The sequence below is a fragment of the Paenibacillus tabacirhizosphaerae genome, assembly GCF_040812395.1.
Classification (GTDB): domain Bacteria; phylum Bacillota; class Bacilli; order Paenibacillales; family NBRC-103111; genus Paenibacillus_E.
In genome coordinates this window covers 170,639-185,310 of the sequence record NZ_JBFNXH010000003.1, presented here as the reverse complement: position 1 = coordinate 185,310, position 14,672 = coordinate 170,639, and the positions used below count along the sequence as shown (strand labels likewise).

General features: G+C 49.0%; 11 protein-coding genes. 9 read left to right on the top strand and 2 right to left on the bottom strand.

Annotated elements, in window-relative coordinates; all coding sequences use genetic code 11:
- The first annotated feature begins 94 nt into the window (after window positions 1-94).
- Together metH and rnz are read left to right on the top strand one after the other, a co-directional pair.
- Window positions 95-3,532: a methionine synthase gene (gene metH / locus ABRS97_RS06590; protein WP_367812207.1), complete on the top strand. Its 3,438-nt coding sequence runs from the start codon at window positions 95-97 to the stop codon at window positions 3,530-3,532.
- A gap of 252 nt (window positions 3,533-3,784) precedes the next feature.
- Window positions 3,785-4,714, top strand: a complete 930-nt coding sequence (rnz, locus tag ABRS97_RS06585; RefSeq protein ID WP_367812205.1) for a ribonuclease Z — start codon at window positions 3,785-3,787, stop codon at window positions 4,712-4,714.
- A 41-nt stretch (window positions 4,715-4,755) separates the two neighbouring features.
- Here rnz and tlp read toward each other — a convergent pair whose 3' ends face one another.
- On the bottom strand, window positions 4,756-4,971 hold the full coding sequence (tlp, locus tag ABRS97_RS06580) for a small acid-soluble spore protein Tlp (protein ID WP_367812203.1): 216 nt from the start codon (window positions 4,969-4,971) through the stop codon (window positions 4,756-4,758).
- A 1,170-nt stretch (window positions 4,972-6,141) separates the two neighbouring features.
- Here tlp and ABRS97_RS06575 point away from each other — a divergent pair.
- From ABRS97_RS06575 to ABRS97_RS06565, 3 genes are read left to right on the top strand one after another with little or no spacing between them, the layout of a single operon-like run.
- Window positions 6,142-6,912, top strand: coding sequence for a GNAT family N-acetyltransferase (locus ABRS97_RS06575; RefSeq protein ID WP_367812201.1), 771 nt, complete (start codon window positions 6,142-6,144; stop codon window positions 6,910-6,912).
- Between the two features lie 17 nt (window positions 6,913-6,929).
- Window positions 6,930-7,898, top strand: coding sequence for a lysophospholipid acyltransferase family protein (locus ABRS97_RS06570; protein WP_367812199.1), 969 nt, complete (start codon window positions 6,930-6,932; stop codon window positions 7,896-7,898).
- A 31-nt stretch (window positions 7,899-7,929) separates the two neighbouring features.
- Window positions 7,930-8,922, top strand: coding sequence for a metal-dependent hydrolase (locus ABRS97_RS06565; protein ID WP_367812197.1), 993 nt, complete (start codon window positions 7,930-7,932; stop codon window positions 8,920-8,922).
- A 71-nt stretch (window positions 8,923-8,993) separates the two neighbouring features.
- Here the strand turns inward: ABRS97_RS06565 and ABRS97_RS06560 are convergent, their stop codons facing one another.
- Window positions 8,994-9,599, bottom strand: coding sequence for a nitroreductase family protein (locus ABRS97_RS06560; RefSeq protein WP_367812195.1), 606 nt, complete (start codon window positions 9,597-9,599; stop codon window positions 8,994-8,996).
- A gap of 156 nt (window positions 9,600-9,755) precedes the next feature.
- On the opposite strand from ABRS97_RS06560, the gene ABRS97_RS06555 reads away from it, so the two are divergent.
- From ABRS97_RS06555 to mutM, 4 genes are all read left to right on the top strand, one after another.
- Window positions 9,756-9,971 (top strand): hypothetical protein, encoded by a 216-nt coding sequence (locus ABRS97_RS06555; RefSeq protein WP_367812194.1) that lies wholly within the window; start codon window positions 9,756-9,758, stop codon window positions 9,969-9,971.
- A gap of 58 nt (window positions 9,972-10,029) precedes the next feature.
- Window positions 10,030-12,318, top strand: coding sequence for a DEAD/DEAH box helicase (locus ABRS97_RS06550; RefSeq protein ID WP_367812193.1), 2,289 nt, complete (start codon window positions 10,030-10,032; stop codon window positions 12,316-12,318).
- Window positions 12,315-13,754: a ribonuclease H-like domain-containing protein gene (locus ABRS97_RS06545; protein ID WP_367812192.1), complete on the top strand. Its 1,440-nt coding sequence runs from the start codon at window positions 12,315-12,317 to the stop codon at window positions 13,752-13,754. Before ABRS97_RS06550 ends, ABRS97_RS06545 begins: the two co-directional genes overlap by 4 nt.
- A 106-nt stretch (window positions 13,755-13,860) precedes the next feature.
- A complete protein-coding gene (gene mutM, locus ABRS97_RS06540) occupies window positions 13,861-14,670 on the top strand; it encodes a bifunctional DNA-formamidopyrimidine glycosylase/DNA-(apurinic or apyrimidinic site) lyase (RefSeq protein WP_367812190.1) in 810 nt (269 codons plus the stop codon).
- Window positions 14,671-14,672 lie beyond the last annotated feature (2 nt).

Here is a 14,672-nt window from a genome sequence, read left to right as displayed (position 1 = left end):
ATAGAAGCGGTATTCTGTTACACTAATTGTTAACATATTTTGTCGATAATACGGATGAATTGTGAGTTACGCCAAGTTGAAAGGGAGTCATGTCATGATCAAAACACCGATTCAAGAACAGCTGAAGAAAAAAATTATGATCCTAGATGGCGCTATGGGGACGATGATCCAGCAAGAGAACTTAACCGCGGATGATTTCGGTGGAGATGATCTCGACGGTTGTAACGAGATTCTTTGCGTTACGCGTCCTGACGTCATTCGTAAAATACATGAGGCCTACTTCGCAGCAGGCGCCGATATGATTGAAACTAACACATTTGGGACGACTAGCGTGGTACTTGCGGAGTATGACCTACAAGACCGCCATCGCGAGCTAAATCTTGCTGCGGCCAAGCTGGCTATTGAAGCAGCGAATAAATATTCAACGCCGGAATGGCCTCGTTACGTTATTGGTGCGATGGGACCAACGACCAAAACGCTTTCCGTAACAGGCGGCGTTACCTTTCAGCAGCTGGAAGACAGCTATTATGAGCAGGCTCTTGCGCTTGTTGAAGCTGGTGTAGACGCGCTGCTGTTGGAGACATCGCAAGATACGCTTAACGTGAAGGCGGGCAGCATCGGTATTCGCAGAGCGTTCGAGACACTTGGCGTGAAGCTGCCGATCATGATTTCGGGCACAATTGAGCCTATGGGCACGACACTCGCGGGTCAAAATATTGAATCCTTCTATATTTCACTGGAGCATTTGAACCCGATTTCGATCGGACTAAACTGTGCAACGGGCCCTGAGTTCATGCGGGATCATATTCGTACGCTGTCTGATATTGCAGGAACAGCGGTTAGTTGTTATCCGAATGCCGGACTTCCGGATGAGAATGGCCATTACCACGAGACACCGGAATCGCTCGCCAAGAAAATGGCCGCATTTGCGGAGCAAGGCTGGTTGAATATCGCGGGCGGCTGCTGTGGAACGACGCCCGATCATATTCGCGCTATGGCAGAGACACTAGGCGAATATAAGCCGCGTACCGAATACGGTTCTCATCCACCGGCAGTGTCGGGTATTGAAACGGTCTATATTGAGCCGGAAAACCGTCCCATTATGGTCGGAGAGCGGACGAACATTTCCGGTTCGCGGAAATTTAAACGCCTCATCAAAGAAGGCAAGTTTGAGGAAGGTTCTGAAATTGCGCGGAATCAGGTCAAAAATGGCGCACATGTCATCGATATCAATTTGCAGGATACGGATATTGATGAAGCATATGCAGTCGAGGAATTCATGCAGCAGGTCGTGAAGAAAGTAAAAGTTCCGCTCATGATTGACTCCACCTATGATCATATTATTGAGCTTGGTTTGAAATATTCGCAAGGGAAAGCGATCATCAACTCCATCAATCTGGAGGATGGCGAGACTAAATTTGCGGGGATCTTGCCGCTTATTCACCGTTACGGGGCTGCGGTTGTATGTATCCTTATCGACGAACGCGGGCAAGCCGTTTCGCGTGAAGCGAAGATTGAAGTGGCAACGCGTTCCTACGAGCTTCTGACGCAGAAATACGGAATGAATCCGGAAGATATTATTTTTGATCCGAATATGTTCCCGGTAGGTTCGGGCGATCCGCAGTATATCGGTTCAGCAGTGGAAACCATTGAGGGTATCCGCATGATTAAAGAAAAGTACCCTGCTGCCAAAACGATTCTTGGCTTGAGTAATATTTCCTTCGGCTTGCCGGATGCTGGCCGCGAAGTGCTGAACTCTGTCTACCTGTATCATTGTACAAAAGCTGGATTGGACTATGCTATTGTTAACACGGAGAAACTGGAGCGTTACGCTTCCATTTCAGAAACAGAGCGTAAACTCGCAGAAGATCTAATTTATAATACGAATGATGAAACGTTGGCACAGTTTGTTGCGCATTTCCGCGAGAAGAAAGTTGAGAAGAAAGAGAAAATTTCGAACCTCACGCTGGAAGAACGACTGGGCTCCTATGTTGTAGAAGGAACGAAGGAAGGGTTAATTCCCGATCTGGAGATCGCGTTGCAGACTTATTCACCGCTTGAAGTCATTAATGGACCTCTCATGAAAGGGATGGAAGAAGTTGGGCGTCTCTTTAATAACAATGAACTGATCGTCGCTGAGGTGCTGCAGAGCGCTGAGGTTATGAAAGCATCCGTCTCCTACTTGGAGCCGTTCATGGAGAAATCGGAATCCGCGGTGAAAGGTAAGATCATTCTGGCGACGGTCAAAGGTGATGTGCATGATATCGGGAAAAATCTGGTCGAAATCATTCTTTCGAACAATGGCTATAAGATCGTGAATTTAGGCATTAAAGTACCGCCTGAACAAATTATTGAAGCTTACCGCAAGGAGCTGCCGGATGCGATCGGTTTATCCGGACTGCTTGTGAAATCGGCACAGCAAATGGTTGTCACTGCGCAGGATTTGCGTAATGCGGGAGTTGACGTACCGATCATGGTCGGCGGGGCTGCACTTACCCGGAAATTTACGAAAAACCGTATTCAGCCCGAGTATGAGGGCGTCGTGGTTTATGCAAAGGATGCGATGGATGGTCTGGATCTTGCTAACCGGTTAAGCGATCCTGAGCAGCGCAAACGCCTCATTCAAGAACTCAGAGAGAGCAGAGAATCGGATGTGATGGACACCGGTAAGAAAGAGGAGCAAATGCCGAAGTTGACTCGCGTCAAATCGTCGGCTGTTTCCAAAGACCTGCCCGTGCATGTTCCGCAGGATTTAGAACGTCATGTGCTGCGCGATTACCCGATCAGCCATCTGATGCCTTACGTGAACATGCAAATGCTGCTGGGGCATCACCTGGGATTGAAAGGCAAAGTCGATCAATTGCTTGGCGATAAAGATGCGAAGGCGATACAGCTGAAAGAAACCGTGGATTCCATTCTTCAATCGGCACAAAGGGAAGGGATCATCAAGGCACACGGGATGTACCGTTTCTTCCCTGCTCAATCCAGTGGTGATGATGTCATTGTGTATGATCATACGGATCATAGCAAGGTACTGGAAACATTCACGTTTCCACGTCAGGATAAAGAGCCGTTCCTTTGCTTGGCTGATTACCTCAAATCTGTGGAAAGCGGACAGATGGATTATGTCGGATTCCTGCTCGTGACTGCTGGACATGGGATCAACGATCTAGCTAAAGAATGGCGAGATAAAGGGGACTACCTGAAATCGCATGCGCTCCAGTCAACAGCGCTGGAAGTGGCCGAAGGATTCGCGGAACGGGTTCACCATATTATGCGTGATGTGGTTGGCATTCCGGATCGTCCTGATATGACCATGCAGGAGCGTTTTGGGGCGAAGTATACAGGCCAAAGATTCTCCTTCGGCTATCCGGCTTGTCCAAGTCTTGATGATCAGGCAAAGTTGTTTAATTTGCTAACGCCGGAGGATATTGGAGTAGAGCTTACGGAATCTATGATGATGGAGCCTGAAGCCTCTGTATCGGCGATCGTATTCGCGCATCCGGAAGCTCGTTACTTTAATGTTGGTTAGTGCTTTTTAGAATATAAAGCGAGGCTGTCCGCCTGAACTTGATGGTTCGGCGGGTCACCTCGCTTTTTTTGCTGCTATGGCTTCAGAATGACTTTGATGCAGCCGTCTTTTATCATCGAACAGTTGATCAACGATCCATTTGAAAAAATCGACGCATCGGCTTCCTGTTTGACTTATGGACGAAATTGGATTAGCATTTTGTGAAAAGAGATTGTGTGGATCAGGATTTACTCATAGATAGGAGTTTGTACAGTGGAATTGTATTTTCTTGGAACAGGGGCAGGTATGCCCTCGAAACAACGCAACGTGACTTCAATTGCCCTTAACTTGCTAGAGGAAAGAGGATTTTATTGGCTGTTTGATTGCGGTGAAGGCACGCAGCAGCAAATTTTGCACTCACCTGTTAAATTAGGACGTACGGAGAAATTGTTTATTACGCATTTGCATGGCGACCATATATATGGAATTCCCGGGCTATTAACCAGTCGTTCTTATTTAGGCGGAGATACCCCGCTTACGGTTTATGGTCCCGTCGGTCTAAAAAGTTTTATTGATACTGCGCTGTTAATAAGCGGAGCGCACTTAAGCTATACGCTACATGTGGTAGAAATCACGGAGGAAGGGCTGCTGTTCGAGGACGAGACCTTTCGTGTAGAAACTGCGCGCCTCGAGCATCGTATCGAATGCTTCGGCTTTCGGATTATCGAGAAGGATCAACCAGGTAAGCTGTTGATGGAGAAGCTTGCTCAGCTTGGGGTACCCGCAGGGCCGATTTACGGCAAGCTGAAACAAGGGCACACCGTGGAGTTAGCGGACAGCCGCATCTTGCGTGGCGCCGATTACGTCGGACCGCCGATTCCTGGGCGAATCGTTGTTATTCTCGGCGATACCCGCTATTGCAGCGGAGCACAGCATTTGGCCGCTAGCGCGGACGTGCTGGTGCATGAGGCGACATTTGGCATGGACAAGCAGGAGCTTGCGTATGCGTTTGACCATGCGACTTCCGTAGATGCAGCTCGGACGGCTGAGGAAGCTGGCGCTGGAGCGCTGATTATGACGCACATTAGCTCGCGTTATCAAGGCGAAGAAATCCTTTTGCTGCTTCAGGAAGCGCAAAACATCCATGCGAACAGCCATGTGGCTAAAGATTTTTGGAGCTTTGAAGTGCCGCGTAAAGCGTGAAATGAAAAAGCCTTTTCCAATTAAATGGAAAAGGCTTTTTCTCATTGGTTCGTTTCGTCCCGTTTCTCTTCGATAAAGCCATTGATGCTTTCTTTGCGGCGCTCATTTTTGGATTCGATGCTTTGCTTATCCTCTGCGGATATTTCATCAGCATGCGCGTCCAAATAATTCTCAGCTTCGTGAAGATTTGCTATCGTATGATCGATTGCGTTCTGGATGCGAGCTGGATTATCAGCGCGATCATCAGGTTTAGCCATTGAAGTTGTCCTCCTTTTCTAGGATGTTTAACCCTTCGTTACGATTCCACAACAGAAATAAGATTATACGGCAGAAATCAGTCAAGTTTCTTTTGCCTCTCTCATAGACTATCCAAAAGTGCGCACATCGAGGTGATCTAATGGGAATTACGCTTGCTGAAGTGCTGCTCTCCATTTTTATGTCATCTATTTTTTTTATAATGATAAGAGAAATCAAACAAGCGTACAATGACAGGGCTTGAATGCAACTGGAATGTAGGTTATGTACGGGCTTGATTGCTATATGAGTTGATTTAGAAGAAACAGAACCCTTTACGGATTCTGTTTTTTTATTTTACAGATTGTTTAAATCCTTTACAGAAATAAAGCGTAAGGGGATACACATTCTAACAGATAAGAGAGCAAATCTCGTCAGGTTTGTGGGTGTAACGAGCTCGCAGAGCGGGGAGATTCCGCACGCATCGTGTGATGCGAGCTTTAGACATGCTAGACGTAGAAGGTCCGGAGATGCCACAGCGGTTTGGATCACCTCATACCGCCTCGAACTGCGAGAGATCGTCTTTTGCAGGGGTGAGCGGAACGTAGATGCGTTGAGAGGTGGTATTTTCGGTTGTGGGGACATTTCGCGGAACTACCGTGCGTTATGAGCAGGAAAAGGTGTGTTTCATGCACGTTTTCGCTTACTTAACGCACCCTAGTTCCGCTTCAGGGGGAGAAAAGAGACTTTACCCTGGAATAAGGCCTCGTAGTTCCGTCGATATCGCTGTGTATGGGGAATAGGCGATCCGGCAGTACCTCCTCCGTTTTCTTGCGAAGCTTGCGGAGGTGGAATGTACCCGGAATCTTACAGGGGTGCTGATGGATAGGAATACCGGATTAAAAACCGATAGCGGCCGTATTTGAAATCGTGTTATTACCGCTGAATCAATTCAATGAAACACGATTTCAAGAAACGGTTGGAACTCCATACCCAATTCTCTCCCCATACTCAAACGTAGGGGTATGGACAAGGACCTGAGGCGCAGCCTCAGTTTTTTCTTAATGAACAAACGCATGTAAAAATATTACAAAAGCTTAATAACACGAAAACGATCGCTTAATAATCCTCTGCTAACCTTGTCATAGAAGAAGATTGTTAATCACTGATCCCCTTTGAAAGGCGTGAAGAAGATGAGTTCATCGCTTCTGAATACGGCGCCGCAGCATCCCAAGCTGTCTGTCATGCTAGCGACAAGCGCAAAAGAAATCGAACAGGCTATGCGTTTAAGGTATGAAGTGTTTGTGGAAGAAGAGAAAAACATGCGAATGTTGAATGAAGAGGGTTTGGAGAGAGATGCTTATGACGCGTACTGTGATCATTTGATTGTTAAAGATATGGACACAGATCAAGTGATTGGCACGTACCGACTGTTGCCGGGAGATCGGGCGCTGAGCGGCATCGGATTTTATTCAGAAAGCGAATTTGATTTAAGCGAATATGTCCCTTACAAAAGCCAGACGCTTGAGCTGGGTCGCAGTTGCATTGCACTTCCTTATCGAGGAGGCAAAGCGATTCAGCTTTTATGGGAAGGGATTGCCGCTTATATTAGCGAGCGCAATTATTCCTATTTAATCGGCTGCGCCAGTGTACATATGGAAACGATGGAAGACTTGAATGCCATCTATACGATGCTGCGGCAGAAGGGAGTACTTACGGACCGTTTCGGCATTCAACCGCTTGCTACGCACCGTATTCAAGGTCTTGCCATGTTGGATCATGCATGCGACGAGAAGGAAATGTTTCGCAAACTTCCTCCGCTGATGAAAGGTTATTCATGGCTTGGTGCAGAGATCGGCGGAGACCCGGCGTATGATGATCTTTTTCAATCAGTAGACTTCTTTATTATATTGCAAAAGGATCGAGTGACCCGCAGATACAAGCGCCACTTTCTGCAAACCTAGATTTAGGAGGGAACCATTTGTACGATTGGATATCGAAATTAACGCGGAATGAACCCGCGCTTCGCCGTTTATCGAACGTCTTTCAACTACTCCCGGGCTGGCTGATGGCAGGAATTTGCACTTTGATAGCGCAGTTGATTTACTGGGGAGCTAAGCAGGGAGTTAGAAGACGTGTCGAACTCAATATCATCGATGTATTGGCGCCTCTGTCGGAACATGCGTCGAAGCAGATAAGCAAAAGCTATTTTCGCAATTTGGTATTTACCTTGTTCGAAATTCTATTCCAATCGTATCACATAGAGAAGACGGGTTTGAACAACTTCGAGGTTCAGGGGGAGGCATACCTGAAAGAAGCGGAGCTGCGAGCACAAGGGAAAGGCTTTATCGTATATACCCCGCATGTAGGGAATTTTTTTTATGCCTACTGGTATTTATCGCGCCATTACGATTGTTTAACGATTGCTTCGGCAGGAAGTGCCGAGCTTAGACCACTCTATCTCAAATTTCAAGCGATGGGATGCAGAGGTCTGGATTATGACAATACCCCGTCGCTGGAACTTTACCGGGCCCTTAGGAAGCATATTTCTGGAGGAGGCGTGCTCTTCATTTTGGGGGATTTCTGGAGGCCTTCATTTCCGCTTACCCGATTGTTTGGAAGACAGACACGCACGCCGGAAGGAGCTGCGATGCTGGCGATTGAGAATCAGGTGCCGCTTGTGCCTTTCTACGGGTATCGGAAAACTGGATTCCGGCATCGATTCGTTTTTAACCAACCCCTGTATCTGCACGAGCAATTTGCCCGTACGCAACGAGCGGAGGCGAATCAGCTCCTAAGCGATTTCATGGCGGATGTTATCAGGGAGCATCCTTCGGAATGGTTTTATTGGTTTAATGTGCATGAACGTTGGGAGAAAGCTCCGGCATGGGCGGTCGATCAGGAAACGGAGAGGGAGAGCAGCATCTTCACAGCGGAAGCTGCAGGTTAACACACCCAGGAAAAGGATAGGTGAACTACGCGTGGATACAGGAAGCCATTTGTTGTTCGGAGTCACACTAGCCGGATTGGCTTGTTTAGAGCCTGCCGTTGCTCAGGAGCCTGCGCTCGCACATGCGATTTTTGCAGGTACGGTCATAGGCTCCCATGCTCCGGATTTTGATACGGTAGCGCGATTGCGCGGATATGCCAGTTACGTTCGGATTCACCGGGGCATAACACATTCCTTGCCGGCATTATTTATATGGCCGATCGTTCTTTGTTTGCCGCTTGCCGCCATGTTCGGCGTATGGGATCACCTGCTAAGTCTTTACTTATGGACATTTGCCGCTGTTGTGTTCCATGTTTTTCTGGATTTGTTTAATGTGTATGGCGTGCAATGTTTCCGTCCTTTTACATCCAAATGGTTTCATCTGGATACGCTCTGTCTTTACGAACCTTTCTTGTTCGCCATTCACACTGTCGGGGTGCTGCTTTGGCTGCTCGGATGGAGCGGGGGTGAAGCCAGTCAAACAGGGAGTATGTTTGCTTGGATCTACGGGGTCAGTTTTCTCTATATCGCCATTCGCTACGGTCATCGGACTTATTTGGTGAAACGGGTGCTGAGTGAATTAAATCAGGATGGCATCTGCCACCTCATCCCCGGTCTTAGCTGGTTTCATTGGCAGTTCGTGATGGAGGGAGAAACGAACTTCTACCTCGGCACGATCCGATTCGGCATGATACAGATTCAGGAAGAGTTCAGCCGAACGGATTATGCGGGAGGGGATTCGCATCCCATTGTGAAAGCAACCTTGGCAACAGATGGCGTCCGCGCTTTCCTGCATTTTGCGCAGCGAATTCATGTATGCTGGAGGGAGCAGCAGGACGGTTATGAGGTCCAGTGGCGCGATGTCCGGTTCTGGCATAAACAAAAGCTGCCTTTTGGCGTTAATGTCAGGCTAGACCGGGAAATGAACGTCATTAGCGATACGCTAGGCTGGGATAAGAAGGCGTGGGACCCGCCTTACGTTTAAAGAGGCGAAAGTGTCTAAGGATGAAAAAAGAACATCTTTGCACATGGTGCCGAGATGTTCTGCGTTTAATATCACTTATAACTCTTTCCAAATGTGCCGCTTAAGAGTAATTCACTCAATGGGCGACGACTAGACGGAACTTCACGCTCCTGGAACTTCTCATCTAAAGCATCTACAGGTCCTCGATAGCCAATTGCAATGACGGCATGGATGTCGAATTCTTCGGGAATCGCAAGCGTTTCACGGGCTTTGTCACGATCGAAACCACCCATCGCATGTGTGATCAAACCTTGATTTGCTGCCTCTAGTGCCAAATATCCCCAAGCTGCACCGGCGTCGAAAGCGTGCGAGGTATTGGCGTTGCCGCTTGCTGTTTTCGTGTTCGAGACGATTAGCGCGAGCACCGGAGCTTTTTCACACCATTCGCGATTGGCGGGGGCTATGAAAGAATGAAATAGGCTTAATTCTTCGGTTGAACGAGCGAGGATGAAACGCCAAGGCTGCAAGTTGCCGCCTGACGGAGCCCAGCGTGCTGCCTCAAATAAACTAAGTAATACATCCTCAGGGACTTCCTGATTCTTAAAGGAGCGCGGCGACCAACGGGTGAGAAATTGCGGATTAATTTCGTGGTCGGGTTGACGATGGGTTTCAATCTCTTCAGGCAATGCTGTTGTCATATCATTTCCTCCTCAGTATGTAGTTCTTTTACATTGTACTTGATTCAGTCACGCCATGCGAATTGACGGAAAATGGACACATTTGTATGTTTATCCTTGAATTAGGCAAAGCTAGTGGTTAGGAAATGAAGTACCAAGAAGAGGTGCGAGCAGACGGTGAATTTTACAAGTCATGATGTTGTCATCATTGAAAGAGCTCTGAGAACAGCTATGAAACATGAAATTGAAGACCACCGCACTAGGGATTATCGCGAGGTGCTGCTAAAATTACAGGAAAGCGCTACACAGGCGCTAAATGCACCTTCGCAGACTGCAATCACAGAGTATGAAGGCATACGTTACGATTATGATGATTCATCGGATCTCATGTAGACATACGAACGTGTATTCTGTAAAATGAAAGAAACGTTGTGGTAAGGAGATTCGACTCATGAATCCTTTAACAGGTAAAGTTTCTTCCATTTCAGAAATGATTGACTGGATACGCAGATCCCCAGAGATCATGTCCCAGGTTACATATTGGCATACAATACCCCCGCGCGACCCGAAGCTGGACGTTTTTCCAGAGGGGCTGCATGAGGGTATTCGTGCTGCGCTCGAGCATAAGAATATTCACCATCTATATACGCATCAAGCGGCTTCGTTCCGGGAAGCGACTGCTGGCAATCATGTTGTCACTGTGACGCCGACTGCTTCAGGCAAGACCCTTTGTTATAACCTGCCTGTGCTGCAAAAAATCCTCGAGAACGACGCGTCGCGCGCGTTGTATTTGTTTCCGACCAAGGCGCTCGCGCAAGATCAGGTCGCTGAACTGCAGGAAATGGTCGATTTTATGGAAGTCGACATTAAGACGCATACGTATGACGGGGATACGCCGCCGACGGTCAGACAGGCTATCCGGAATGCCGGGCATATTGTCGTGACGAACCCGGATATGCTGCATTCGGCCATTCTTCCCCATCATACGAAATGGGTGAAGTTATTCGAGAATTTGAACTACATCGTCATCGATGAGGTGCATTCGTACCGCGGTGTGTTTGGGAGCCATGTGGCGAATGTTATTCGCCGATTGAAGCGTATTTGTCGATTCTACGGGTCGACGCCGCAGTTTATTTGCGCTTCCGCAACGATTGATAATCCAAAGGAGCATACGGAGCGATTGATCGGCGAAAGCGTGTCGCTTATCGACAATAATGGAGCTCCGGCTGGCGAGAAGCATTTCGTGTTCTACAATCCGCCGGTTGTGAACCAGCAGCTCGGCATTCGCAAGAGTTCGGTGCTGGAATCTCGTAAGCTGGCGGGTATGCTGCTGCGAAGCGGGATCCAGACGATTGTTTTCGCGCGGAGCCGTGTACGAGTGGAGATTTTGCTGACCTATCTGCAGGAGCTTGTGGCACACGAACTGGGCAGCAAATCGATTCGCGGTTATCGCGGCGGTTACCTCCCGAAGCTGCGCCGGGAGATCGAGAAGGGCTTGCGCAGCGGGGAAATCCGCGGCGTTGTCAGCACGAACGCGCTCGAGCTAGGTATCGACATCGGCCAGCTGCAAGCGTGCGTGCTCAATGGCTATCCGGGTACGATAGCCAGCACTTGGCAGCAGTCCGGGCGTGCCGGACGGCGGCAGGAGACCTCGCTGACGATACTCGTTGCGAGCAGTAATCCGCTGGATCAATATTTGATCCAGAACCCGCGGTATTTCTTTGAGCGTCCGCCGGAGCAGGCACTTATTCATCCGGACAATCTGATGATCCTAGTCGATCATGTGAAATGTGCAGCTTATGAGCTGCCATTCGAAGCAAACGAGAAATTTGGCGATGAGCAGCTAACGGATATTTTAGAATTTCTGACAGAAGAACAGGTGCTGCATCAAGTTAAAGACCGCTGGTATTGGATGGAACAATCGTTTCCCGCTCACAATATATCGCTGCGTTCGGCGGCACAGGAGAACTTCATCATTATCGATATGACGAACGGACACCGCGTCATTGGTGAATGTGACCGGTTTAGCGCGCCGACGCTTATCCATGAGGAAGCGATCTATATCCATGAAGGGATTCAATTCCAAGTGGAGAAGTTGGATTATGAAGAGAAGAAGGCCTATGTACGCCAGGTGAATGTGGATTACTATACAGACGCTAGTATGGCCGTGCAGTTGAAGGTGCTTCATGTGAATAGGGAAGGACAATCGGCTGGTTTGCTGCGACAGCTAGGCGAAGTGACCGTCAATGCGCAGCCGACGATATTCAAAAAAATCCGGTTGCGCACGCATGAGAACATAGGATCTGGACCTATTCGTTTGCCGGAGGAAGAGATGCATACAAGCTCATATTGGTTCACGTTCGATGAGACGATGTCTGCAGGCCGTTCGGCGAATGATATGCAGCACGCGCTTCTCGGCATTGCGAACGTACTGGCTCATCTTGCTCCGCTTTATTTGATGTGCGACCCGATGGATATTAGGGTTGTTCCACAGGTAAAAGCCGTGCATAACAAAATGCCGACTGTGTTTTTCTACGACCGCTATCCGGGCGGCGTCGGTCTTAGCGATCGGCTGTACGAGGTGCACGGGCAACTGCTGGATCAGGCGCGCAGCCTGATCACAGAGTGCGGCTGCCTCAGCGGCTGCCCAGCCTGTGTCGGGCCGATCGAGGAGGTCGGCTTGCTCGGCAAGCAGCTCGCCCTGGGGCTGCTGTCGCAGCTCGAAGGCGGTGCCCGGTGAGCGGGCTCCGCGAGCGACTAAGCCGCCTCCGAAGTCCTGAGGCGGCAGCAGTGGCAGCGCCGGCCCTGCCTGCGGCAGGAGGCGAGTGGGCGCTGCTTGGCGCCCATGTGGCGGCGAGCCCGGCGGGCTCATTCGTCATGCGGCGCCGGACGTACGGCGCGGACAGCATCCACGGCAAGTACAGGCTGCGCGAGCTCACCGATCATGTCCAGGAGCTGAGCAGCTTTCACGATCGTGACGCTGTCGTCCGTGCCGAAGATCTGCTGTTCTTCGACACGGAGACGACCGGACTTGGCGTCGGTACAGGCAACGTGCCGTTCCTTGTCGGCATTGGCTACTACACCGGAGAGCTGTTCACGGTGGAACAGCTTTTCATTCGCAATCCGGCGGAGGAGCACGCCATGCTTGTTTACTTGCAGGAGCTGCTGGAACGATTCACGCATATTGTTTCCTACAACGGTCGCACGTTCGATTGGCCGATTTTGAAAAATCGCTACGTGCTTAATCGATTGAAGCTGAACGATTCCAAGCTGTTGCAGCTAGATCTCTTGTATGCATCACGCAGCTTATGGCGGAACACGCTCCCTTCATGCCGGTTAAGTAAGGTCGAGGAGAGCCGTCTCGGTTTCGAGCGTGTGGACGATGTGCCCGGATCGATGGCGCCGACGCTCTATTTTCAGTATTTAGCGGAGAAAAATCCCGCAGTGCTGCAAGGTGTATTTACACATAACGAGCATGATATTGTGACTTTAGCGGCACTTTCCATCCACTTTGGCAAACTGTTGGGCGGTTCGGTTAGTCACGAGGCGGAAGGCGGGGATGAGCCGTCTAGGGCCTTGTTCGGTGATGATATAGAACTAGAAGAACAATTTCGAACAGGGTTATGGCTCGAAAAAATGGGAAAAACGGCATTAGCAGAATCCGTATTGGATACGCTCTTTGATAGGTTAGTTCATGAACCTGAGACGCTGTCTTCATCTCACGGTGGAACACATCAGGCCAAAGTTTTTACACACTCCGATGAGGAGTCTATCGTGTTATTGTTAGCAGCTTTTTATAAGAAAAAAGCGATCTATAACCGGGCAGTCGCGCTATGGCAGCGATGGATAGAGGCCAAAAGCGCCAGCATTGCGCTGCAACTGGAGGCTTATCTGGAGCTGGCGATGTATTTCGAACATCGTGAGAAAAATATGCATCAAGCGCTATTTTATGCAGAAGAGGCTTGGGCCAAACTATGGCGCCGACGCTCTTTGCAGCGCAGTGACAGCAAGCATATCCAAGCTGAGGAAGCTCTGGAACGGCGCATTCGGCGGTTGAAAGAAAAGTTGCATAAATCGGAAAAAGCGCAGACGCAGCAGCGAGCGCCTAAAGGAACCACACCGAAGCCGAAAACGCCCCGAATGAAGCCGATCTATGTGAGTGAAGGCTTAATTTAGCGGTATTATTCAGTGTGAGACTTTGGCGGCATGCTGCTATTCTTAAAGCGGTATACGTTCTATCCCTTTTGGTTATACAAGGTAGAAAAGGCAAGGAGACCGTGTCATGCCCGAGCTTCCAGAAATGGAAACCTATCGTCAACAATTGACGCCACTGGTCCAAGGTGAAGTCATAACAGGCGTAGAAGTGCATCGCCCAAAATCTATAAATGTGGAACAGGACCATTTTGCACAAAAGCTGGTCGGGAACCGCATTGTTCGGATAGACCGAAGGGCCAAGCATCTGCTGTTTCTTCTGGCCTCTGGAGAGGTGCTTCTTCTCCACCTCATGCTGGGGGGATGGATGTTTTATGGATCCGAGGAACAGAAGCCGAATCGGACGACGCAGGTTGTGATTCATTTCGGAAATCAACGTTTGTATTTTATTGGGTTGAGGCTAGGGTACTTACATCTTCATAATATCCCAGGAGTGGAAAGTTTTCTTAGCAAACTGGGACCAGAACCGCTGACACCCACGTTTACTCACACATTTTTCCGGGGAATTATGAAGGGGAAGAAGAGCAATCTTAAAGCTACATTAGTCGACCAAGCGGTTATCGCCGGGATCGGCAATTGTTATTCGGATGAAATCTGTTTCATTGCGGGCATGCTTCCGCTTCGGAAAGTTCCATCACTGAAAGAAGATGAAATGTACCGTTTATATCAAGCGATTCGTTCTGTTTTATCTGAGGCTATTCATTTTGGCGGGTACATGGAGTCACCGTTATTCTTAGGGGATTCCTTAACAGGTGGATTCGATGCGAGGTGTCGTGTCTATGATCGGGAAGGTGAACCTTGTGTGCGCTGTGGACATCCGCTAGTGAAAGACGAAGTATCCAGCCGGAAATGTTTTTATTGCAATCATTGTCAGACCTGAAA